The sequence below is a fragment of the Dyadobacter soli genome (assembly GCF_900101885.1).
GTDB lineage: Bacteria > Bacteroidota > Bacteroidia > Cytophagales > Spirosomataceae > Dyadobacter > Dyadobacter soli.
In genome coordinates this window covers 165,888-190,241 of record NZ_FNAN01000003.1, presented here as the reverse complement: position 1 = coordinate 190,241, position 24,354 = coordinate 165,888, and the positions used below count along the sequence as shown (strand labels likewise).

20 protein-coding genes are annotated in these 24,354 nt (G+C 50.4%); all 20 read right to left on the bottom strand.

From position 1 onward, the window contains the following. Window positions 1-11 precede the first annotated feature (11 nt). A complete protein-coding gene (locus BLQ88_RS05175) occupies window positions 12-1,328 on the bottom strand; it encodes a Pycsar system effector family protein (protein ID WP_090147383.1) in 1,317 nt (438 codons plus the stop codon). Between the two features lie 24 nt (window positions 1,329-1,352). Then, window positions 1,353-3,749 carry a GAF domain-containing protein gene (locus tag BLQ88_RS05170; RefSeq protein WP_090147382.1) on the bottom strand — a complete coding sequence of 799 codons (2,397 nt, stop codon included), beginning with the start codon at window positions 3,747-3,749 and terminating at the stop codon, window positions 1,353-1,355. A 105-nt stretch (window positions 3,750-3,854) separates the two neighbouring features. Next, window positions 3,855-5,132, bottom strand: a complete 1,278-nt coding sequence (locus BLQ88_RS05165) for an NAD(P)/FAD-dependent oxidoreductase (protein ID WP_090147380.1) — start codon at window positions 5,130-5,132, stop codon at window positions 3,855-3,857. A 128-nt stretch (window positions 5,133-5,260) separates the two neighbouring features. Beyond that, complete coding sequence (locus BLQ88_RS05160) at window positions 5,261-5,989, bottom strand: methyltransferase family protein (RefSeq protein WP_090147379.1); 729 nt, start codon at window positions 5,987-5,989, stop codon at window positions 5,261-5,263. After that, window positions 5,986-6,735 (bottom strand): carboxy-S-adenosyl-L-methionine synthase CmoA, encoded by a 750-nt coding sequence (gene cmoA / locus BLQ88_RS05155; RefSeq protein ID WP_090147377.1) that lies wholly within the window; start codon window positions 6,733-6,735, stop codon window positions 5,986-5,988. Before cmoA ends, BLQ88_RS05160 begins: the two co-directional genes overlap by 4 nt. Before the next feature lie 15 nt (window positions 6,736-6,750). Then, window positions 6,751-7,389 (bottom strand): sterol desaturase family protein, encoded by a 639-nt coding sequence (locus BLQ88_RS05150; RefSeq protein WP_090147376.1) that lies wholly within the window; start codon window positions 7,387-7,389, stop codon window positions 6,751-6,753. A gap of 1 nt (window position 7,390) precedes the next feature. Beyond that, window positions 7,391-7,960, bottom strand: coding sequence for a DUF4833 domain-containing protein (locus BLQ88_RS05145; RefSeq protein WP_090147374.1), 570 nt, complete (start codon window positions 7,958-7,960; stop codon window positions 7,391-7,393). Between the two features lie 20 nt (window positions 7,961-7,980). Further along, window positions 7,981-8,886, bottom strand: coding sequence for a PfkB family carbohydrate kinase (locus BLQ88_RS05140; protein WP_090147372.1), 906 nt, complete (start codon window positions 8,884-8,886; stop codon window positions 7,981-7,983). Between the two features lie 51 nt (window positions 8,887-8,937). Then, window positions 8,938-9,645 carry an HAD family hydrolase gene (locus tag BLQ88_RS05135; protein ID WP_090147370.1) on the bottom strand — a complete coding sequence of 236 codons (708 nt, stop codon included), beginning with the start codon at window positions 9,643-9,645 and terminating at the stop codon, window positions 8,938-8,940. 293 nt (window positions 9,646-9,938) lie between these two features. Further along, window positions 9,939-10,982 (bottom strand): lysylphosphatidylglycerol synthase transmembrane domain-containing protein, encoded by a 1,044-nt coding sequence (locus BLQ88_RS05130; protein ID WP_090147368.1) that lies wholly within the window; start codon window positions 10,980-10,982, stop codon window positions 9,939-9,941. Beyond that, window positions 10,975-11,934: a CDP-alcohol phosphatidyltransferase family protein gene (locus tag BLQ88_RS05125; protein ID WP_090147366.1), complete on the bottom strand. Its 960-nt coding sequence runs from the start codon at window positions 11,932-11,934 to the stop codon at window positions 10,975-10,977. Before BLQ88_RS05125 ends, BLQ88_RS05130 begins: the two co-directional genes overlap by 8 nt. Further along, complete coding sequence (locus tag BLQ88_RS05120; RefSeq protein WP_090147363.1) at window positions 11,934-12,803, bottom strand: hypothetical protein; 870 nt, start codon at window positions 12,801-12,803, stop codon at window positions 11,934-11,936. The genes BLQ88_RS05125 and BLQ88_RS05120 overlap by 1 nt, the downstream gene beginning before the upstream one ends. Before the next feature lie 51 nt (window positions 12,804-12,854). Further along, window positions 12,855-13,568: a nucleotidyltransferase family protein gene (locus BLQ88_RS05115; protein ID WP_090147361.1), complete on the bottom strand. Its 714-nt coding sequence runs from the start codon at window positions 13,566-13,568 to the stop codon at window positions 12,855-12,857. 27 nt (window positions 13,569-13,595) lie between these two features. After that, on the bottom strand, window positions 13,596-16,166 hold the full coding sequence (locus BLQ88_RS05110) for a DUF5686 and carboxypeptidase-like regulatory domain-containing protein (RefSeq protein ID WP_090147359.1): 2,571 nt from the start codon (window positions 16,164-16,166) through the stop codon (window positions 13,596-13,598). Window positions 16,167-16,278: 112 nt separating this feature from the next. Then, entirely contained in the window at window positions 16,279-17,289 is a 1,011-nt protein-coding gene (locus BLQ88_RS05105; protein WP_090147358.1) for an NAD-dependent epimerase/dehydratase family protein, read from the bottom strand. Further along, window positions 17,286-18,407, bottom strand: a complete 1,122-nt coding sequence (locus tag BLQ88_RS05100) for a GNAT family N-acetyltransferase (RefSeq protein WP_090147356.1) — start codon at window positions 18,405-18,407, stop codon at window positions 17,286-17,288. Before BLQ88_RS05100 ends, BLQ88_RS05105 begins: the two co-directional genes overlap by 4 nt. Then, on the bottom strand, window positions 18,404-19,615 hold the full coding sequence (spt, locus tag BLQ88_RS05095) for a serine palmitoyltransferase (RefSeq protein WP_019940713.1): 1,212 nt from the start codon (window positions 19,613-19,615) through the stop codon (window positions 18,404-18,406). The genes BLQ88_RS05100 and spt overlap by 4 nt, the downstream gene beginning before the upstream one ends. 278 nt (window positions 19,616-19,893) lie before the next feature. Continuing rightward, window positions 19,894-20,046, bottom strand: coding sequence for a hypothetical protein (locus BLQ88_RS36660; protein WP_176884900.1), 153 nt, complete (start codon window positions 20,044-20,046; stop codon window positions 19,894-19,896). Window positions 20,047-20,065: 19 nt separating this feature from the next. Beyond that, on the bottom strand, window positions 20,066-23,212 hold the full coding sequence (locus BLQ88_RS05090; RefSeq protein WP_090147354.1) for an efflux RND transporter permease subunit: 3,147 nt from the start codon (window positions 23,210-23,212) through the stop codon (window positions 20,066-20,068). Window positions 23,213-23,233: 21 nt separating this feature from the next. Beyond that, window positions 23,234-24,283, bottom strand: a complete 1,050-nt coding sequence (locus BLQ88_RS05085; RefSeq protein WP_090147353.1) for an efflux RND transporter periplasmic adaptor subunit — start codon at window positions 24,281-24,283, stop codon at window positions 23,234-23,236. Between the last annotated feature and the right edge of the window lie 71 nt (window positions 24,284-24,354).

Here is a 24,354-nt window from a genome sequence, read left to right as displayed (position 1 = left end):
AAGACGGCGGATCAGTGTTCGAAGAAAATGGAGGCGATTACAAATGCGACCACGGATATGACGATCCCAAACATGAATACATTATAAGCCACGCGCAGCAAACGGTACTTCCTGCCGAGCACAACACCCTGGGAATAAACATCTTTGGTGAGACTGCCATACAAAAAGTCCCGGTCGTTCATCATCGTCTGCATGCCTTTGGAATATTCGTCGAACGACATCCGGTAGAAGTTTCCGAAAAACAGCAGGTTCACACTTTTCGCATCGATATCGGGCTGCGTGAATGTGCCGGGCGGGATGGTCGGGCGGGTGGAAAGTATCGAGAATACCATTGTGATCATACAAACGGTCAGCAGCATCATCGTCGGGAGGATGAGGTAAGCATTGTCTTCGAGCTTGCGTACGAGCACGCTCAGGAGAACGGAAATGATGATCGACGTCGTCGTGATCATGATATGTGCCTTATTATCAGCCATATCGCTCAGCCTTTGATGGTTATTGGAGCTGATCCGGAACATGGTTTCAATGCCTTTGTCCGGCCGGTCGTCCTTCTTCTTTTTGCCTTCGGCTATTTCTGGAATGAAAAACTTCTCTTCCTTATGATGCTTCGGCACCGGGAGGTCCGCCGCGGTCAAAGTAGCCGGGCTGGGTGCCGGTGTTTCGGCAGCCGCCTCCTTCCCTACCGACGCTTCCACAGGCCCAATGTCCTCTGCCGGCTCTTCCAACGTATCTTCCAGCAATTTCTGCTTCAACTTTTCGAGGTTCTTCTTCTTTTGTTTATCCAAAAGATCACGGCAGTAATCGGTCTGGAACTGGTGGTTTTCTAGCAGTTTTATCGTGCTTTTGCGCCATTCCGTCTTATCGATTTTCCTGCCAAGCCGCTGCTCGGCTTCTTTTCTGACCAGTTTGTTCCAGTCGCCGAATTCGGGGGTGCCCAAATGGAAGAGGTCGGCGTCGCAAACGACCTGTTGAAGAAAATTAGTCGGGTTTTGCGGCCATACCGTCGCCAGAATGCAGCCTTCCACTTCGGCAATCACGTCTTCCTCCACTTCTTCCGAACGGAGGAATTCCGCGGCCATCGCTGCGCCGCGCTTTTCGTGCCCCGCTGCCTCGCCGGTGCTGTAACCCGTATCATGAAACCAGGCGGCCGTGACGACGATAAACGTCTCCTTATCCTCCAACCGGTAATGATTGGCGATTTTGATGGCATTGCCTACCACCGACTCGGTATGAATGAGGTTATGGTAACTAAGCTGCGCCAGCGCCTTCGTGCCGAAAAAATGGTGGACGTGATGCTTAACCTTGTCGAGCCGATGGTTATAGTTCATAGAACGTTCAGTTATAATGCTTCGTTAATTCCAGTCCGATTCCAGGTTCACGCCCACGCGGAGCGCTTTCAGGCCCGTAACTCCTTGCAAGTCTTCGAGATCGAAAAATTCCAGGTCATCCAATAAAGTATTTTTTTCCTGCAAATACCGGATATACCCTACATATTCTTCGGCCGATTTACTATTGAAATACACCAGCGCGATCTTGCCCGGCTGGGTAAGCCGCTCGCCGGTGCCTTTCACATGCACTTTGTCTATCCGCTTCTTGATCACCTGGTAGCGGATATTGTAGGCGCCTTCCACATCGAACCGCCGTTCGTCGTCGCGGAAACTGATATCGATACTGCCGGAATTGATAAAAATCAGTTGCGTCGTTTCGAGCGGTTTTTCGAGCTGCGGGATGAGCGAATTTGTGATCCGGGCAATAGCCGCCATGGTCGTCAGCTGCCACAGACGAATGTTTTTGAGGTAAAGTTCACTGAAACGCTTGTCCGGTTCAATGGACTGACCAATGTAAATGTCGTATTCTATCCCGTCTGTGCGGAATTTTTCGAAGTAACAGGGGTATGACTCCTGTATTTCGTTCCGGAAAAGGTCGAGATACAGGTTCACCGACGAGTTGATCGCCTGCATGGACGCTTCCAGCTCGCGGCGGTTGGCGAATGCCGAGCCGTGGTCTTCGTCGATCATCGCGAAATACTGGTCGATGCGGTTGCGCAGTACCAGCTCGCCGGGGTCCATCGCGCCCGACCCGAACATTTTCAGGCTTTCCTCCTTGAAATGTTCCAGGAACGGATGGGCTTCGTTGTCGAGGAAGTCGCGGATCTTCATTTCGTCGTTATCGGTGCTTTCGTCGGTGATTTCCGCGATCCACTTGCGGCATTTGAAAATCATCTCGTCGGCCAGCCCGAACCCGAGTTTTTGTTTAAGAACAGTAAAGGTTTCTATCAATACATTGAATTGAAGACGAAGATCTTCGCGAAGGGCTGCATTTCTTTCAAGGGTGGAATTCCGGATATCAATGGCGCCGTAAAGCGGGTACACATTGCGGAACTGAATGCCTTCAATCTCCGCGCTTTGCGGGTTGAGGGCCTTATCGCGGATGTAATGCCAGGCGGTTTCGCGGAAACGCCACTGCACGGCGGGCTGCAACGACGTGAATTTGTCGCGGATCACATTATCGATCTGCAAGTTGAACTCATCGATGTAGTTGGTCATCATCTGCGCGATCCACGGCAATGCAACATCCAGCTTCGCGAGCAGGCGCTCATCGATCGATTTCTGCTCTTTGGAATACACTTCCAGCACGCCTACTACCTTATTATCGTGGTAAACCGGCAGCAATGCATAGGCCTCCACCCCATCTTTTTGCAGAATGCGGATGAAATCCTGTTTTTTGGGATCTTCCGCGCCCAGGTTGCGCAGCAGCAAAGTTTTTGGCGACTCGAAATACTGGGTAGCCATATCGAGGTACGTTTGCTCCGCCAGGTCGTTTTCGGTGGCGGCACTCATGAGCTTGCTGAAAAGTATGGAGCTCCGGTCGAAAACCAGCTTGTTGTTCACGCGCAGTACGGCCATTAACCCGAAATCGATCCCCGGATTTTCGACCAGCATTTTCAATGCGCCTGCCACGTAGTTGAAATACGTTTTGGGATCGTACGAAGCGCGGTCGAGGATGGTATTCTTGATATTTTCAACCGCATGCTCTGCGGTAACGTCGTTCAGCGTGATCACCGAAAAGCCCTCGAAATGGAAGAGGCTGTGGGGTAACATGCTGGAAAATACATTGATATCGAAATTGTCCTGCAAATCGGAGCGTAACGTGTCGAGGTCGAGCTCGGGAAGGCTGCCTTTGGCATACACTTCACAAAAACTGTTATCGATATGCACCCGGTAATACTTCTGCAGGCCCGATTCGTCGTCCTTCAAAGTAATGATCATATCCGGGTGATGCAGGGGCGGAAAATGGTAGAGCTTTTCCAGGATGAAGGAATAGAGCATCTGCATTTTCTGCTTGTAATTGACCCCGCGGTCTTCGATGAGATCGCAGCGGAGGTCGCCGCTTTTTTCGAAAAGCAGGCTATAAAAACCCGACGTGCCGTAAAAAACAATAGGGCTGACGGGGGCACTCAACGCCCAGAAAACTTCCTTTTCGTTGGCGATAGGTGGCATGAGCATGCCATAGATCAAACTCAGTTCTTCTTTGTAGTTGGTGACTTCCGATAACGGAATATCCTGACTGAAACCCGGCTTGGCTTTCAGTTTGTCAAGAACCAGCGAGAAAAATGTCTTTTTGACCGTTTCTTCCTGATCGATTTTGCTTTCCAGGAAGCTGATAAAGCCCCGGAAAGAGATGGATGAGTCAAGTTTCTGGAGACCGTATGGTGTGTTTTGAGTTACATCAATCGTGATCGGTTCCATTATTCGGTTTTTTGCACACTGAATGAATGCCCTGATGGCTTTCGGTTACTAAAATTCAGTGTTTTTTGTCAAACTGCCAACGATAAACGTTGAATTACGGTTCCATTAAACCGATTCGACCTTTTCCTGCGTTACCGAGGGCTTGATGATCATTCGCAGGGACTGATCTTTGGTGAAATAGGCAACCATCCAGTTGTAAAGCGTTTTCATGCGGTTACGATGGTTGATAAGCGAAATAAGGTGTATGAAAAGCCACGCCAACCATGCGATCACGCCTTTGAAATGCACTTTCGGCGAAGGCAGGTCTACCACGGCTTTGGCCCGGCCGATGATAGCCATCGAACCTTTGTCATTGTATTTAAATCCGTGGAGCGGTTGTTGCTCGGCGGTGCGCTCGAAGTTACGCGCCAGGTTCTTGCCTTGCTGTATCGCCACCTGCGCTACCTGCGGGTGCCCGTTGGGGAAACCCTCGTCGGTGGTTTGCAGGCAGCAGTCGCCGATCGCGTAGATGTTGTAGGTACTGTTCACTTTGTTGTACGCGTCCACGAGCAGCCTGCGCCCGCGCCCGTACGCTTCCGCGGGAATGCCGTCGAACACCCTGCCGGTAACTCCGGCCGCCCAAATGAGCGTTTTGGCATCAATGCTGTCGCCTTCGGAGAAATACACTTTGTCGTCGACGAAGTCGGAAACGTGGGTATTGAGGCGGATTTTCACGCCCAGCTTGCGTAAAGCTTCATGGGTATCCTGTTGTGAATCCTTGCTCATCGGCGAGAGCAATGCTTCGCTGCCGTCGACCAGGTATATTTCACTACCTTTTCCGGCCAGTTCGGGATATTCCTTGCGGAGAATGCCGTTGCGCATTTCGGCAAACATCCCCGAGATTTCGACGCCCGTGGGTCCGCCACCCGCGATCACGACCGTCAGGAGTTTCTTAATTTCTTCCGGGTCGGTGCTCAGCGTGGCCTGCTCCATTTGCATCAGCAGCTTGTTCCGCATGCTGATCGCATCTTCGAGCGTTTTCATCGGCGTCGCGTTCCGCTTCACATTCTCCATCCCGAAGAAATTCGTTTCAGCACCCGTTGCGAAGACGAGGATATCGTACGACAGCTCGCCGTTATGCAGGATGATCTTGTTCTCACCCGGCACCACTTTTTGCAACTCCCCTAACCGGAAATGAAGGTTTCCTTTTCCTAGAAAAAGCTTTCTGAACGGGTAACTGATGCTCGATGGTTCCAGGAAGGCCGTGGCGACCTGGTAAATGAGCGGCGGAAAGAAGTTGTAGTTATTCTTATCCACCAGTGTTACCTCGAATTTCTTGCTTTTTGCAAGATCCAGCGCCAGGTTGACGCCGGCAAATCCTCCTCCTACGATTACAATATTCATGGTGCTTTTTATTAGGGGGTTATGAAATGTGTGATTTCTCAGGGTCGGTTCAGGAGGGCGCAACCAATAGTGTGCCAATGCTGTACTTTTGGCCGGCTATTTCTGGTAAAACAGCCGGCCGGAATTTTTCACGCCATGCTGTCGGTCATTTTTCCCGACTTTTTCAAATACCTTACATAAGCATACAGTGCGCCGAGTATCAGCACGATAGCAGCAAAAATCACAATGCGACTGTCAGGCTGCGGCACGATTTCCGGGTATTTGAAAATCAGTATGGCTACGATACCTATCAGCCACACCAGCAATGTGTTATATTCTTTTAAAATCCAGCGCTTGTAATTGAAACGCATGTCTTTAAATGTTTCCGAAATGCCCGCCGGATTGATCAGCCAACGGTTTACCCGACTGCAATATGCATCGAACTGCGCTCCGAATTTATTCCTCAGAAAGTTCTCCTCAGCCAATACGATCGCCTGGTAGATAAACAAAAACAGCGGCATTACGATTCCGACGTAGATCAGCGAGTTGGCCAGAATACCCACTCCGAGCAGCATCAGGATGTTTCCCACATACAGCGGGTTACGGCAATGCCTGAAAATCCCCTGGGTCACGAGCTCTTCCGCGTATACTTTCTTGTCGCGCCCGCCGCGGATAATGTATGCGAGCCCGATGGTAATGCCCCGGATGATCTCGCCCGAAAATGTTACCAGCAAGCCGAGGATAACCGGGTACAAATAATAGTTCGGACCAAATTGCGCACGCGAGAAAATCGGCGGCGACGGCACAAACAGCAGCAGGTACAGGACGATAAACAGGTTATTTCTGTACTTGAAAAAGAAGTTACCGATCGCGATCATGATTTTTTGTGAGCTATCATTCCTGAAAAATTGTACCACTTGAAGAAAATTTCGCAGTCGGCGAAACCGGCCTCTTTCAGCAGAAGCATGTTTTCAGACAACTTGTACGGGATCAGCACATTTTCGAGCGCTTCGCGTTTCTGCGAAATTTCGAGCTCGCTGTAATGGTTCCGTCGCTTATAGTTGTAATAGTATTTAATAAAATCACGATTGAAAATGCTGCTTTCGGCAAGCACTTTCTCCACGAGCAGCAGCACGCCGCCGGGGTTCAATCCATCATAAATGTTTTTCAGAAGCCTTTCGCGGTACAGTGGCCTTACAAATTGTAATGTAAGACAAAGGATCACGACAGAGCCATTGTGAATGGGAAGCTGCTGGTGCAGATCGCCCGCTACGAGGTCATACGGCCTTACGAAACCCGACTCTTTGAGTTTCAAATCGCATTTATCAAGCATTTCCTGCGACTCGTCGATCCCGATAAATCGGATGTCCGAGGGAATGAGTTGGTCGAGACCTATCAGCGTGGTGCCGGTAGAGCAACCCAGGTCGTACACAAATGTTCCTTCCTTCACATGATCGGCAGCGATCTCGGCGAGCATCCGCTGCATCTCGTTGTAATAGGGTACTGACCTGCTGACCATGTCGTCAAAGACATTGACCACCGTTGTCCCGAATTTGAAGTCCGAAACTTTCGTGATTTCATCTTTGAAGACCTGGTCCAAATTCTCATTTCCAAGGTTCTTCATAAGTTAAAGTTACAGTTAGATTGAGTTAGACTTTGGGGCGCGCTTTTCGTTCGAGTCGAAAACCCTGTCCCAAATATCTGAACTTACACCGTAACCTTTACTAGCATCCTGATAATGATGTTGCATATGATGCTTTTTTAATTTCTTCCAGAACGCGGATTTGAAATTAGCATGATGCAACGCATAATGGCTCATATCATAAAAAAGATACCCCGCCATAAACCCCGAATAGAAGGCCGCTACGTAATATTCACTCAAAAAAATGGTGAACAGGAAGTAAAAACCCGTCGCCAGCGGAATGCTCACCGAGGGCGGCATTACGAGTCGTTTGGCGTCGTTGGGGTAGTCGTGATGAACGCCGTGGAAAATGAAATGGATCCGTTCCATAAATTTCCCGTGCGGTTCAAAGTGAAAAACATACCGGTGCATAAAGTATTCGGTGAATGTCCAGAAGAACAGTCCGCCGAATAGTACGCCTACAAAAGTGTACCAGGCCATTGCCCCCGGGCCTAATGCTTTCCAGGAGAAATAGAGGATTACCGGTACGAAAATGAAAAGGGGCACTGAATAATGTACCTTGGAGAATGCTTCCAGGAAGCTGCTTTTAAACATCCTGGAAGATTCCGTGGAATTGGAGACATAGTTTTTAGGCATGTCAGGATGGTTTTATTCGCTGAATAATGGTTTTACCGGTGGCAATCTCGGTGCCTTTGAGCTCGATATAGAGCACATTCGGCGACCAGAACGTACCGCCGTCGATCCGGATGAATACCCTGCTCAGTATGCATTCCTTCTTATCGATACTGGTATACACATGGTATTCGTTCCGCGTATCTCTCCTAAGGTAAAGCGGTAATTTGGAATACGCTACCGAACGGAGTTCATAAGTAGCATTACCGATTGCTTTCGAATTGATACCATATGCAAATTTACGTTGCAAATAATTGAGCTCCTTGCGCATCCCGCCTTCCGGATAACGGATCCAGAATGTGTTGACGGGATTCTTTTCGCTGATTTTTCCCTGTTTGTCGACGTTAAGCTGGTAACAGATTGTATTCGTATTCGGGTCGCGCTGAATGTAAAAAAGTAACCCGGGAACGTTGTTCGGCACCGGAAATTCGTCCGGTTCCGTGGCCGTTGTGCCGGCTTTTTTGTCGGTTAACCCTCCTGCATACGAAACAAGCGTCAGGCTAAGCGCCATCAGAATGTTGAGTACGTATTTCATGACTTATTAAAAAACTACATTCAAAAAATGGCCTGTGCGATCACTTCGCGGTCGCATTCGCCGTATTGCAATACTTCCTGCACGTCGTCCGCATTGCCGGAAAACGGCCCCGACGACTGGATTTTCAAGGTAGCCATCGCCGCCCCGAACTCGCCTGCTTCCTGTACGCCCGCGCCGTTCACGCGCTGGCTCAGGTAACCGGCCATGTAGGTGTCACCGCAGCCGGTGGCGTCTATCACGTCGGTAGGCTTGTAGGCCGGGATCTGGTAAAACTGTTCGTCTTTGTAAATCAGCGACCCCTTGCTACCGAGCGTGATGATTACTTCTTTTACCCCCAGATTGGCGAGATATTTCGCACCTTCGATGACGTCGCTCGTACCTGCTACCACTTCCATTTCAAACTCGTTGGCTTTGAGAATGTCTATGTAGGGCAATGCTTCTTTTTTATCTTCCCAGTCGGTGTAAAAAACCTTTTGGTCTTTCACATAGCGCAGGTAACCCTGGATATCGAGGGAAACCTTGCCTTTTGCAGCCAGCATTTTGATCAGGTCCACGGTAATGTCGTCCGAAAGCAATGGTCCCAAATGGAAGTACTTTGCTTCAATGGCGGGCATTTGCGACACGGTGAAGGGTGCGGCCTTATGCAGCACATTCTGCTCGCGGTGGTCCTGGTTGGCGCTGTAAATGTTTTCGAAATAGACTGTGTAGGGGCTGTTCTGGGAAAAAACCTCGATGTTCTCTTCCCGCAAACCGGCAACAATATGGCTTTCTTTCTCTGCCAATGCGGTTACCAGCATATAACGGACGTCGAACTGCCGGAGCGCCTTCGAAAAATAGAACGAAGTGCCCCCGGGCATATACTTGACAGACTGGGCAGTAACTACTTTATCCAAAGTGATATGCCCGATGGTACAAATGTCGTACATGGTACTGGTGTCTCAACCCAAGCCTTAAGGCTTGGGTTATGGGTGATGGTACTAGCCCAGGCTATCAATGGTGTCAGCCACCTGGGCAAAATCTGTAATTTCGGCATCGGCAACCGATACCTGCGCTTCGGCGTCGTCTTCGAACCCCGCCACATTCAGCCAGATCGCCTTCGCGCCGGTTGCCTTTGCAGGCAGAATGTCTTTCGAATACGAATCGCCTACCGCCATGCATTCATGCGGAAGAAAGCCCTGCGCCTCCACGCCCAGCTGCCATATCGCGGGGTCGGGCTTCCGGACGCCGACCACTGCCGACTCGACGACAGCCTGGAAATAATGCGCAATGCCAAATTCCTTTAATACGCTATTGAGGTTTCCGTAAAAGTTGGAAACCATCACGAGAGGGTATTTTGCCGCCAGTTTTTCCAGGACCGGCGCTGCTTTTTCAACACTAGTGCGTGCGACGCGGTCGCATTCGCGGGCGATGGCCTCGATGGCCTGGCTGTCCAGCTCGTATCCGTTTTCTTTCAGATAGCCAAACTGCTGCTCTACTTTGAGATACAGCACATCATAAAACACATGATGCGGCTGGATGATCGGATGGATAGCCAATGCCCTCTCGCCAAACTTGTATGCACTCGCAAATGCGTCTTTGTCAACTTTTACGTGATTATGCTGGTATGCATCCCATAATACATTGGCCCAATGCAAGCCATTGGTGTCGATTGTACCGCCGTAATCAAATAAAATTCCTTTTGTCATTTTTATGTCCAGAGGTTGAAACCCCTGGTTATTAAATATTTGTATTAATTATTTCAATTAACAACTATTCAGCTTCCACTAACTCTCTTGCTCCCTTTAGCTCCTTGACCGTCCTCTGAAGAGGGCGGCAATGGATTTTTTTCTTGTTGCTAACTCACAAGCAATTCTGTGAACCATGCTTAGCTCTGCATTACAATCCAGAAGCCAATCCCCTTGCCCCGGACTTTAGCCCGGGGATCACTGAATAAGATTATATTCACAATCAGGTCTGATTCTGATTCTGATTCTGATAGTCAGTTTGATCTTACTGGAACTGGTTCCAGTTTTGGATCTGGGCTGTCTATTTGATTATTTTTTGTTTTTCTATTAATGAGAGCCAATCCAATGATAATCCAGACTATCTCTCTGATTCTTAATACAACTCCAATAAAAATCCCCTGTGCTGCGGGCAATCCTACACTCCTCAATGCCAACGCTAATCCCCCTTCTCGGGTGCCGAGCTGCATGGGGAAGAAGAAGATCAGGTTCGCGAACAGAGACGAGCCGGAGCTTACGATCAGCGATTGCGCCAAAGTCATTTCCATTCCGATGGCGTGAGCAGTGAAATAGATTTCCAGGCAGCCGATTACCCTGCCTACAAATTCATAAAACAAGGATGCGTAGAATGCGTTCCGGCGATCGGAGTATAGGACCCGGATTTGTTCGTCCACTTCGTAAAGGGTTTCGGCATTCTTCGCAGCGAACTCGCGGGCTTTGTGTTTGATAAAAGGCACTTTTTCCAGCAAGCGGAACGTGCTTACCGTAAAGCCTTTTTTATATACATTAATAAACCAATACCCTAGCACCAGCCCCACTACCAGCAGAATGCCGCATCCCGCCAGCATGACATCGCTCAATGGTACCACTGCCACAATGAGCACAATGGATGCCAGCCAGAAAAGCACGTGCGAAAACATGTGCATCAAGCTGTACAGCAGCACCGAGGATGTCGCCTTCTGAATGCCGAGCGTCGGTTTCAGCTCCATAATGCGGTATGGCTCGCCGCCTAATGCGACGAATGGGGTAATGTAGTTGATCGCATAACCCGAGATCGTCAGCCGGAGCACCGACCAGAACGACATATTCGTTTCCGGCAACTGCGGCTCGCGGATGATCGCGCGGAATGCGAGGGCGTTCAGGATGTAGATCACCAGCCAGCTGCCGATCACCGGCGCGAACCAGATACCCGTACGGTTGATGTTTTCCCAAATCACGAGCAACCCTGTGCCATAGATCATATAGCCCAGCGAAAAAATGCCGATTGCCATGAAAAGGGCCTTGTACAGCTTGCTACCCATTGTATTTGCCGGAGGTTATCTCCTTGTAAAAATGATTGCTCACCTGCTCCTGCTTCACGATCATGTAAATCAGGATCGGGTTCAGGACGAAAATGTCGAACAAGAAATAGATCCACGACTGGTCGAGGAACAGCCAGAGGAACAGAAATATCACCCGGGTATTGAACTGGACGATATTGGTGTATTTCATCAAAGGCTTGTTCTGCGCACGGAAATCGGTGACCAGTTTAGCGGGCAGGCCATTCTGGTATTTTTCCTTCACCACCGCCAGCAGCTTTTGCAGCTTTGGCGAGAAGAACTCCTGCTCTTTGGTATAATTCAAATACAGCCGCGCCACGATCTTCATGCCGAACTGCCGCGTCCAGCTCATTTCATCATATTCTTTTTGCAGATCGCGGCTGTTGTCGAGCTCGCTGCCGTTGGAACCTTTGATGAAAAACAAATGCACGTTGCGGTAGTAATCCGCCATCGCCGACTGGATCATATGCGAGAAACCCGCTACCACGCCCGGTACCCATATCCACGCGCTCCAACCCTCTTCCATACTCCGCAAACACAATGCGATGTGAATGGCGATAAACCAGAAATCACCGGCCACGCCGTCGAGAATGCGGCCGAAACGGCTCTTGTCGTTCGTCATGCGCGCGAGCTGGCCGTCGGCGCTGTCGAGCGAGTTGGCAAACATCAGCGACAGCATCCCGATCACATTGATCCACAACTGCTGCGGGTAAAACAATATCCCTGCCGCCACGCCGAAGAAAATGCTGATGATCGTCACCGGGTTCGGGCGGATGCCTACCTTCGCGCAAAAAAGCGCGATTTGGTAGCCGATCGGCCGGTAAAACCAGATATCGATCTGCTCCTCGGTATCATTCGATTTCAATGAGTTTTCGAATGCCGAGGTTTTTTCAGGTTCTTCTGCCAGTGGCCGGGGTGTGGTGGTCGTCTCCATTAATTGTTATTCAAAAATCTTTCATAAAGCCGACCGGCGATCTTTCCGGCGGCCTGGTCGCGGCACGGTGCGAAACTGGGCCAGTCGTTGAGATCGATGATGCGAAAATCTCCGTCCTTCCCGATAATGGCATCGCCCCCGTAAATATCGATCCCCACTACCCCTGCCGCTTCGTTGGCGGTATTCTGCAAACCTTCGGCGCTGAACGGGTAATACACCGAATTGCCGTTGATCTGCTGGTATTCCGCGTATTTATGGTGGTTGTTGTCGTACGGGTAGAACCAGAAAAAGAAATCCGTGCCCCTAACCCCGTAAAACTTCACCAGATCACCGATCAAATGCTGGGAGATCACCGCGTCGGGGATTTCGCGCAATGCATATTCCCTCAAAATCTCCTTGGCTTCCTCGCGCGATGCGGCAAACGACACATCTTCCTTATGGATGGCGTGGAAATCGCCGCGTTTGATCCAGTAACCTTTTCCTTTTATTTTATCAAAAACCTCATCTCCCTGGTAGTCGGTCGGTACGATGTAGCTGTCGGCTACCGGGATATTCGCGTTGTTCAATGCATTGGTCAGGTTGGTGCGGAAGCAATTTTCAATGCCGAATGCGGAGTTGAGAATCTGCGTACCGTTTTTTTCCAGTTCCTGCAATTTCGCCACGACCTGCTTTTGGCGCGCCATGGTGAAAATTTTACTGTAATTCACTGTTTCCATCGCCAGGAACTCATCTTCGCAACAGATGGTAATGCGGCATCCCAGTTTTTCTAGCTCCTTGGCTGTTTGGGTGAAAATCGCATCGTCGTTCCCGATATGGTTGGGCGAGAACTTTTTGTTTCGGTGCACGCCCAGAATTTCTAATTCGTTCATCTATGGTGTTGACCGGCAAAACGCCCCGGTCTTTTGGTAATAAAATTGGTGTCAATAAACCGCTTCTCCGCTGAGGAACAGCTCGGCCGTCTGGATGTCGCTCACATGGTCCACATCCACGATTTTGGTAAATGGATAGGCTTTCAAATGCAAACGATCCGCCACAAGCTGCCGCTGGAAGTTCCGCATCCGGCTCACGCCATTCTCCACGGCTACATTCACGGTCTCGATCGCTTTCCTCCTGAGACAATAAATCCCGCCTGAAACAAACGGGGTATCGGTACTATTGTCGTCGGTGAATGCGGTAATACGGTCGTCGTCGTCAACTGCCACGTAAAGAGGACTTTCGTCGTCGATGAATGTGGTTACGGCCATCTGGCCTTCGAGTGTTTTATTTTCTTCAAATTCAGAGATAAATGCGCTGAATTCTTCTTCGCGGAAAACAGTATCGGTCGTCGTCAGGCAAACTTCGCTCAGCGCCGGGTCGCTTTTGAACAACTCGTAAACACTGTGAAGCGAGCTCGGCGTCGATTTCTTCACAATCTGAATGGGCAGGTTTTCGGCCAGGCCCATCAAATGCATTTCCAGCAGCGGCGATTCTTCGTTCACGATGACCATGATCTTCTCCGCATTATTCCGCATGAAAATCCCGATCAGCCGGTCGATCAGCATTTCGCCGTGCAGGCTCACCATCGGTTTGGGAAGTGTAAAACCTTCCTTCGCCAACCGTGACCCTTCTCCTGCTGCTATGATTGCGTAATTCATAATTAGTGTCTCTTTTAAATCAATGCCTTAAAAATCAAGCCTGAACCGCGCCCGGATACCCCATTCCGATACATTCGGGTTATCGAGGTAAGTGAAACGTTTCACCAGGTCCACACGCAACAGCTTGAAAATGTTGGCAATACCCACGCTACCCTCGATGTAAGGCTCGCGCGACAATGTGTAAGTGATCGGCCGGCCCTGGTCGTCGGTCGCGAAACGGTACAGGCCTGGGTTGAATGCCGGGTTGTTCTCATCCCGCAAGCCGCCCATCAAGCCTTTGAAGCTTAGCACCTCGCGGAGTTTCAGCCTTTTCAGCAATGGTATTTTGTTGAACAAAAAGCCATTCAGGTAGTACTGCACGTCCAGGCTCGCGTAGTGGTCGCTCGCGAATTCCAGGAAGTTCATCAGGTTATACGAGTTCAACTGGTAAGCGTAAGTCTGGTTGGCGCGGTGGATCGTCAGCAGGGGGAACTGGATTTGTTTACCAAAAATATAACCACCCTCCGCTGTAATATCCGCGAAACCGAACTGCGACAAATAGAAGCGCTTCTGGATGTTCAATGCCACATTATGGTAATCGTTTTCACCTTCAAAAACCCCTTTCAAACCCGCATTGTAGCGTAAGGTAAAAATCGGGTATTTGTTGATGATCGGTGTCCGGTAGAGTTTCCCTTGATAATACTGCTCATGCGGCGCGTAGCGGAACTCCACGTTGGCTTCGGTATTGTTTAAAGTCATCGCGTTTTCCAATTCGCCGCCCTCGTTCAGGTGCTCGTAGCGCAGCACGCCCGCGGGAGTCTGCTTCCATTGGGTAAAACCGATTTTGTAGGAAAAGCGGCTTTCGAACTCGCGTACGTATTCCAGTTTGTAAATATCATTGTAAAGCCACCGGTTATTATCCCCGCGCTTGAACGACAACAGGAAGTTATCCTCCTGCACAAATTGCAACTCCTGACCGGGAATCTTGGTATCGCGCTGGAAACTCGCCCGGACATAATGCAGCGGGAAATGGTATACCGATTTGTTGTTGAATGAATAGGTACCGCTCAAAAAGTACTTCCACTTCCGGTCTTTGAAACCATAGGCCGCGTAAGTTTCGAAATACACGCGTTTGCTCAGGTCGGTAGTGGTACGGCCTCCGAAACGAAGACGGAAACCTTCGACAGGGTTGAAGCTGTAAAACGTATTCACCGGCCCTATTTCTACTGCGCCGAACGACTTATAGCCCGAAAGGAAGAGCGTCGCAATGTCCATCGTGCGCTTGAACGACGGGATGGTTTGGAGCGTGTCGATATTCTTGTAAATGTCCAGCTCGGTGCGTTCCAATGGGATGTGCCGCTTGGCCGCCCAGAACGATTCATTGGTTTTGATCTCCGGATTGTACACGATCTCCTCGCCCGGCCCACGGTAAATGCTGTCGGGGCGCGACTGGTTAATGGTATAATCCTTGAAATTAACCGTCCGCTGACCGTACAAACCGCCATTCTTCTCGCCCAAAGCAAATTCCATCGCGAGGGTCGATTTGTTCATGAAATAGCGTCCGTCGACACCCTTCTCGAATTCCAGGCGCGCTTCGAGGTCGCGCATGAAGTTGAGGTTAATGTCCTTGTTCACGGTCAGGTAGGCATTCTGGACGCCGTATTTACCGTCGAGGGTAACATATAGTTTCCCTTCAAAAAGCATATCCGTCTTGTTCCGCGGCACAAAACCCAGCTCGATCAGCTGCGGATCGGCGGTTTTGATGGTATCGCGGATGAAGAATTTATAGAATGTCGGTGCGGAGTTCGCGATCGGGCTCAGCAACAGGTTGGTGGCAATGGAGATATCGTTGTCGTAAATGTTGATATCTTCATACAAACGGTTGAAATAAGCACTCAAACCGTCGTTATCCACAAACTTCGCATCGAATTCCGCCCGGCGGTTCGCCAGCACGTATTGTTTTCTGTTGTAGGGACTTTTGCGGAAGTAAACTTTCGAAAGTTTTTCCTGAATGTAGGCCGGGAGCATATTCTTGCCACCCATTGCCGTGGAATCCTGGCTTTTGAACAAAAACTGGTAATTCCTGAAAATGCGTTTGTCCTTGAAATCGTCGGACAGGTTGCTCAATGCGAGCGATATCTTTTCGTACTGTTCGTATTCTAAAAAGTTGTTGCTCGACGGCCGGTTCTCATCCTTGTGCGCGATCACCTCGCGGATAAGCTGTACTGCCGGATTGTCCTTGTTCCGGTAGCGGGCCTTGGTTTTCACGGTCACCTCTTTTAGCATGGAGGCGTCCACGGTCATTTTCACGTCGATCGTCTGGCTCACGCCCGGCTTGATCGGCCTTTCAACGGCCACATAACCTACATAAGTGAATTTGACGGTCGGATGGTCCTCACGCAACGTCATTGCGTAACGGCCATCGGCATCGGAGGCAGTCCCCATGGTTGTTCCCGGGATCAGGATCGACACGAACGGCAGGGTTTCACCTGTCTTTGCGTCTGTTACGGTACCTTTTATAGTTGTCGTCGACTGTGCGATGGCTAATCCCGCGCCGATCTGCAAAATGCTGATCACCAAGAGTGTGTATAGCCATATCGACCTGTTGATTGCTTTCATGTTGGAACGTTCGTCACGTGTTTTGGCTGCCCTCAGCTTGTTTCAAATCATGTATGCCGCATACTTGCCGGCTATCCTCCGGCCGCAGCGCATGATCAAGCGGGTACGATAGTTAAAGCCACTTATTCTCCTTATACCAGGTCAATGTCTCTGCGAGGCCTTGGTGCAGATTGTATTGGGGTTGGTAATGCAGATGATTTCGGGCCGCATCTATGCTACAGATCCAGTTAGGGGCTGTGAGTTCTTTTAGTTTTTCCTGGTTTAAAACCGGTGTTGTTGATGAATTTGCATATACGAGATCCAGGAACCGGGCGATCGTTTCGACGAGCAGCAGCGGCAGGTGCGTGCGGAAGATTTGCTTCCCGCTGATCGCCCTGAACTGGTCTGCCAATGCGTAACGGTCATATGCCTGTCCGTCCGAGATATTGTAAACCGTAATTTCCTTCTCCGTTTCCCTCAATGCGGCCATTGTAGCCGTCACGAGGTCTGTTACATACACGAAACTCAACCTTTGCGGGCCTTTGCCGATGTAGGCATCGAGTCCTTTGCTGAGTGTCTTAAAAAGGACAAACAGATCCTTTTCGCCGGGGCCATACACTGCTGTCGGGCGGATAATGCTCAGCGGCAGGCCATTTACTGTTTTCAGGTATTGCTCGGCCAGCAGCTTGCTTCTTCCGTAATCCGTCACCGGAACAGGCAAGGTTTCTTCCGTAATCGGCTGGGCCGCATTGTACGCCGCGGGGCCTAATGCCGCGAGGCTGCTCAAAAACACAAACCGCTTCAACGGAATATCCGCGGACACGGCCGCCTGCGCCAGATTCAGCGAATATTCCGCATTGACCTGGTTATAGGCAGCAGCGGTTTTGGCTTTGGTCACTCCCGCCGCGTGGATGATGTAGGTATAACCCCCGTCTTCCAGCAGCTTCGTCAATTTATCTTTGGAACTGAAATCAGCATTCACATACACGAGGTCCTGCGCATTGGCATTAAGCTTTTTAAGGAAACCCAGGTCGCTGCTTGGCCTCACCGCCGCATGGACTTCCATGCCTGCTTCGAGTGCCGCCGCTACCAGGTGGTAACCTATAAATCCGCTGGCCCCTGTTATGAATAGCTTTTCTTTCATATCGGTTTTTCAAACAATCTGTACCGTTTGTACAGCTTCCCGTTGATCTGCTCGATGGCATGGTTCATCAGGTAATTATCTTCCAGCATCCACGAACACTCCCCGCCGGTCACTTTGGTGCCATAGGTGTTCTTGATAATGCGGCCGTACAAACAGGCTTCGATACCCATTTTGCGGTAGCCATCAATCACCCCGAGCGTGAGCACACGAATGCGTGTGATGTCCTTTTTGCCAAACAGCAATTTAAAAATCCCGGTAGGCAACAAACGTCCGCGCTTGATTTTGATCAGAATCTGGTTGATATCCGGAATACCGAGTATAAATCCAACCAGTTCATTGTCTTTTTCAGCGACCAGACAGTACCTCGGATCAAGGATCATTTTCAGGTCCTTGGCCAGGTATTCGAATTCTGCCTCGGTAGTCGGTACAAAACCCAGGTTCTTGTCCCAGGCCTTGTTGTACACTTCGCGGATCTTCACGACCTCGTTTTTGAAGTCTTTCAGATTCACCTGCCGGATCGTGATCCCGCTTCTTTGCAGCCTTCCTTCCAATGCGTCGATCATTCGCACCGACTTATCATTGGAATCCGACACATTGATTTCGTAGGCCAGCAAATCGGTTTTCTTCCGCAAACCGGCCTGTTCCAGCAATGGCAGATAATAGGATGCATTGTAAGGCATCATCGCCATCGGCGGCCGGTCGTACCCTTCGATCAGCAGACCGCAGGTTTCGTTGGTTGATAAATTAACCGGCCCTACGAGCGTGTCAGCCCCTTTTTGCTTTACCCAGGCAGTGGCTTCCTTTAAAAGCGCATTCACTACCTTCTGGTCATTTACCGTATCGAAAAAGCCGAAGAAACCGTCTTTCCGGTTGGTAAACTCATTGTGGTTCGTATTATAAATCGCCGCTATCCTTCCGTTCACTTTGTCTCCGTCGTAGGAGAGAAATAGTTTCACCTCCGAATGCTCATGGAACGGGTGCTTACCCGGTGTGAGCATGTCTTTTTGTGCAATGAACAGTTCCGGTACATAATTCGGATCGTGCTGATACAGATCATGTGGAAAATCAATGAACTTGCCTAATTCCTTCGGAGAGCTTACGGGGGCTATGCGGGTCATAGTCTTTGTCTTTCGATAATTGCGTCAGGACAAACCTCACGGTAAATGCGGGACATTTTATCCACTGCCTCCTCGATCTGGCTGAAAGTATGTGTAGCCATCAGCGAGAAACGGATCAGCGATTGTTCCGGGCGTACCCCTGGCGAAACCACCGGGTTCACGAAAATCCCCTCGTCCTGCAATCTGCGTGTCATGATGAAAGTCTTCTCGTTGTCGCGGATGTACAGCGGCAGGATCGGGCTTTCGGTTGCGCCCAGGTCGAAACCATTCACGAGCAGCAACTCTTTTGCGTATCTGGTATTGGCCCAAAGGCGTTCCATGTGGTGCGGCTCGGTTTCGATAATGTCGAGTGCGGCCAATGTGCTTCCCACGGATGCGGGCGTCATGCTCGCGCTGAACATGAGCGAGCGCGCGCGGTGTTTCAGGTAATCGATCGTAGCGGCGTCACCGGCAATGAACCCACCCAGCGAAGCCAGCGACTTGCTGAATGTTCCCATAATGAGGTCGGTCGTTTCGGTTAACCCAAAATAGGAAGCAGTTCCAGCGCCTTTATCACCGATTACCCCAAGGCTGTGCGCGTCGTCGACCAAAACGGTCGCATCGAACTCCTGTGCGATGGCGTTCAGTTCGGGAAGTTTCACGATGTCGCCTTCCATACTGAAAATACCGTCCGTCGCGATCAGTTTTACAGCTTCCTCGGGCAGGAGCGCCAGCTTTTTACGCAGGTCCTCCATGTCGTTGTGCTTGTATTTGATCACTTTCGAGAACGACAGGCGGCTTCCGTCGATAATGGACGCGTGGTCGCTTTCGTCGAGGATCAGGTAGTCGTTACGGCCGGTGAGGCAGGATAACGCGCCCAGATTGGCCTGGTAACCGGTACTGAAAAGCACTGCACCTTCTTTTCCTACATACTTGGCAAGGCGGCGCTCCAGTTCTTCGTGGATGTCCAGCGTTCCGTTGAGGAAACGCGAACCGGCACAGCCTGTTCCGTATTTCTGCGCTGCCTTTTGCGACGCTTCAATGATATAAGGATGGGAGGTCAGACCCAGGTAGGAGTTGGACCCGAACATCAGGACCGGCTTCCCGTTAATAATAACCTCTGTGTCCTGTCCGGACTCGATCGGTCTGAAAAAAGGATATACACCTTTTGCTCTTGCAATCGCCGGGTCTTTGAATTCGGCGATGCGATTATTTAAGATTTTACCCATAGATAATTTGTGTCAGAATCAACAGCTTGTTTTAGTGGGGTGCCTACTGGCATCAGGCTGCGGCCCGAATGGAGACATCAGGCAAGTCAGTTGGTATTGTAGCTTTTATTTTCCATGTTAAGTACAATTAAATCATGAGTCTGGTTATTGATTTTTTCGCTTGTTGACCCGTCATCTATTGCCTTTGAATAATTAATTTCTACCGTTGAGAAACTCCTATTTTGATTCGGCAATAATTCGGGTTAAGAAGTAAACCCAATACCGGGCGGACTAGTTCATTAAAATACCCGTTCATTTTGTATTTTTCGGGTAAAAAGAAAAAAAATGTTTTGCCCTGTTTCTGCGCCTACACCTGTAACCGCCAAGCTCTGACCGACTTTGCGTTTGCGGGAAGAATTTAAAGAAGCCGGACAAAACATTAATTTTTTCATGTTACCAGACTCCGTTTCGTTAAATTTCTTCCACCACCACGCTTTCCTGTACCCTGCCCGACTTCGCACGCCACGCATTCCACTTTTCCCCCAGACGATCTACCAAATAGTATGCCATCGGCACGAGGTAAATGGTGAGCAGCATCGAGCTCGTCAAACCGCCGATCAGTACCCATGCCAGCGAGTTCTTCCACTCGGCCCCGGCACCCGTCGCCGTAGCGATCGGTACCATCCCGATTACCATCGCAATGGTCGTCATCAGGATCGGTCGGAGGCGTTCTTCACCGGCAATGAGGATCGCTTTCCGGAACGGTATGCCCTCCGCTTTTTGCTGGTTCGCGAAGTCCACGATCAGGATCGCGTTCTTTACCACGAGGCCGATCAGCATCAGCATTCCGAGCATTGCGAATATTCCAATATTGGAAGACGACAATGCCAGCGCCAGCATCGCACCGATCACCGCTACCGGGATCGAGAACAACACCACAAACGGGTACACGAAGCTGTCGTAGAGCAATACCATGATGAAATACACCAGCATTAGTCCCGCCAGCATCGCCAGCCCTAGTGAACCAAAGCCTTCGCTCTGATTTTTCGCGTCGCCGCCCCAGGTAAGTATAATGTCGTCCGGAAGCGGATTTTCCTTTAAACCGGCCTGAATATTACTCACCAAAGTTCCCGATCCTATCCCTAATGTATTGGCGGTGACTGTGACGGATGAGCGACGGTTCTTGCGCTCTACAATGCTCGGGCCAGTACTCAGCGTCACGTCCGCAAACTGAGCCAGTTGCACCGATTGCTTAGCCACCGGACTGTAAAATGTAATCGCCTTCACATCCTCGGGGTTTTTACGGTCGAATGCGTCGAGCATAATGCGGATATCGTAGTCTTCTCCCCCATCGCGGAACTTGGAATCGTCGTTACCTGCAAATGCGTTCTGCATTGTCGCACCCACAGTTTGAATGTCCAGTCCGAGTTTCGCCATTTTTTCACGGTCGATATCCACGCGGACCTCGGGGTTACCTGCTTCTACCGACACGTTCACGTCGTTCGCCCCGGGTGTTTTACGGAGGCGGTTCGCGAGGTCGTTGGCGGAGGCCAGGATCTTGTCGAGGTTGTCCCCGCTGAGGAATATTTCAATAGGCGCCGTGCCGGAATTCACCATTCCGATCGCCGCCGAGTTGAATTCCACCCCTGCGAATTTTTGTTCCAATTCTTTACGCACCGAAAGCATGTAATCCTCTGTCGGCTGTGCATTCTTGCGTTCGGCTACCGGAATGAGTTCTACGGTCAGCTCGGTACGGTTGGTTTCGCCGCGTCCCGAGCTGTTGAGGCCGGTACTGGCGCCACCGACGTTTGCGAAAATCGTTTTTACTTCGGGTTTCTTGCGCAGGTAGTCCTCAATGCTTCGCGCGGTCAGATTGTTTTGTTGCAGCGAGGCACTTTTGTCGAGTTTCATCGTGAGGAGGAATTTACCCTGGTCACCTTCGGCCACGAACTCCGAGCCGATAATGCCCAGGCCCATTACCCAGCCGGTCATGACCACGATCGCCACCAATATGCCCGAGAACGCCAGTTTGTGCCCCAGTACCCATTCCAGGGAGCCGTGGTACCATTTTGTGAGAGCCGTCAAACCTTTTTCAAACCAGATCAGGAAAGCCTGCGCCGGATTTTTAGGGTTAAGACGTTCGACTTTCGCCATATTGGACGTCATCCAGGGGGTTAATGTAAAACTCACCAGCAAACTGACCATCGTCGCGAATGCTACTGTGAGCGAGAACTGCCTCAGCAAATCCGCAATCACCGAATTCACCATGGTAATCGGCACAAAAACGACCACAATCACGAGGGTAATGGCCAATGCAGCGAAGCCGATCTCGGTCACACCTTCCACCGTGGCATCCCACCGGTTTTTACCCATTTCCAAATGCCGCTGGATGTTTTCCAAGATCACAATCGAGTCATCCACGAGGATACCGATCACGAGCGACAATGCGAGGAGCGTCATCAGATTGAGCGAGTAGCCCATCACATACATAAAAAGGAATGCGGCAATGAGCGACGCCGGCACCGAAACCATGACAATGAATGCATTCCGGAAGCTGTGCAGGAAGAGCAGCATTACCACCGCCACCAGGATCACCGCAATCACCAAATCGTGCGTCACCGCTTCCACAGATTCCAGTGTGAATATCGAACTGTCGTACGCGATCGCGAATTTGATTTTATCCTTCGCATTAGCCTTCTCGATCGTCGCCAGCTTTTGCTGCACAATCTTACTGATCTCGACCGCATTGGCGTCGGATTGCTTTTTGATAAACAAACCGATACCATTCACGCCATTGTACCGGCTGATGCTCTCGGCATCGGTGAGGCCGTCGGTAATGTCGGCCACGTCGCCTACCCGGATAGGGCTGTTGCTCACCGGCGAGGCGATGACGAGATTACGAATGTCATCGAGCGAAGCGAACTTGCCCGCGAGGCGTAGCGTCATATTCTCCGACGTATTTTTAACCTTACCCGTCGGAAAATCAAGGTTAGCCTGGTTAATGGCCTGGGTTACCTGCAAAAGCGACAATCCGTAGAAACGCAGTTTATCATTGTTAACATTAATGCGGATCTCGCGCTGGTCGCCGCCGGTCATGGTGATTTCAGCCACGCCTTCGATCTGCTGCAACATCGGCAGGTATTTGTCTTCCACCTGTTGGTAAAAAACTTCATTAGGCAGGCTGGAAGTCGCCAAAAGCTGCATAATGGGCTGGTCGCTGGGTGAGATTTTCGACAACGAAGGCGTTTCCGCATCGTCGGGCAGGTCGCTGAGCATGTTGTTCACATCGCGTTGGGCGTCTTCCAATGCTTTATCGATATCGGTACCTGCCTTGAACTGCACGATCACGAGCGACGCACTTTCCATTGATTTGGAAGTCACGTCTTCAATATTATCCAGGCCGGACACCGCATCCTCGATCTTCTTGCTGACCTCGGCCTCTACCTCCGTGGGCGCCGCGCCAGGATATAATGTGGTAATGGTAATCGTCGGAACAGAGAATTCCGGCAGCAGCACATAACTGAGCTGATTATAGGACGCCAACCCGCCGATGAACAAAATCGCGAACAGCACGATGATCATCGAAGGGCGCTTCAATATGGTTTCAATGAATTTCATGAGCTTGTTGATGAAGTGTTGTTATTGTGCGATAACCGATGTTCCGTTCTGCAAATTGATCTGCCCGCTAATCACCACGCGGTCGCCGGCTTTGAGACCTTTGGTAATCTCGTAGTATTCATTGGTGGTCGCGCCCACGCTCACATCGCGCAATGCGGCTTTACCATTCTCGACCACATACAGCTGCGGCTGCTTCGCCGAGCCCATAATGGCCTGGCGCGGAACGGCCAATGCTTCCCCTTTCACTTTCGAATCGCTGGCAATGGAGCCGTACATGCCCGCTTTCAACGGGTTTACCGATGAATTGGCCACTGTAATTTCTACCGGGTAATTATGTGCGTCGTCGCCCTGGGCTGCCACCATCGTTACCCGGCCGTTGAAGTTCGCATGGGGGTATACATCCGTACGCACGGGAATGCTTTTGCCGGTTTTAAATGCGTTCACCGATTTCTCAGGGATATTCACGACGAGTTTGAGTGCTGAAATGTCGGTAATCTCCGCGATAGGCGTTCCCTGGCTCACTACCGAGCCTTTTTCTACCATTTTGGCAGTGATAATGCCGCCAAATGGCGCGATAATGCTGGTATTTTTAATCTGCTTATTCAACTGCTTGATCTGCGCCTGGGTGCTGCGGATGCTCAACTCGGTTCTTTCTACATTCACTGCCGGCGTCGCATCGCCTTTTACCAACACTTCGTACCGCTTCAAATCGTTCTGGTAACCTTCCAAAGTCACCTGCAACGCTTCCACCTGGTAATGCAGCTGCTCGTCGTCGATTTTCGCGATCAGCTGGCCCGCTGCCACGTGCTGTCCTACTTCCACATTCAGTTTCACGATTTCGCCGCTCGCCTGCGGGCGGATCTCTGCCTTCCGGTTTGGGTTAAATGATCCTAGAAAACCGGATTCCTGTGATAGATCGCGCACTTCCGCAACCGCCACCTTCACCCCAACTTTGGGATCGGGGTCGGGGATATATACTTTCTGCTCCGTTTTTTCCTTGTTGCTCAGCAACTTCGCCGCCGTAAGCCCCAGCACGGCAATAATTCCCAGGAAGATGAATAGACGTTTCATGAATGTTGAATGAGTGAATGACCGAATGAATTTTGAATGACCGAATGAATTTTGAATGACCGAATGATTGA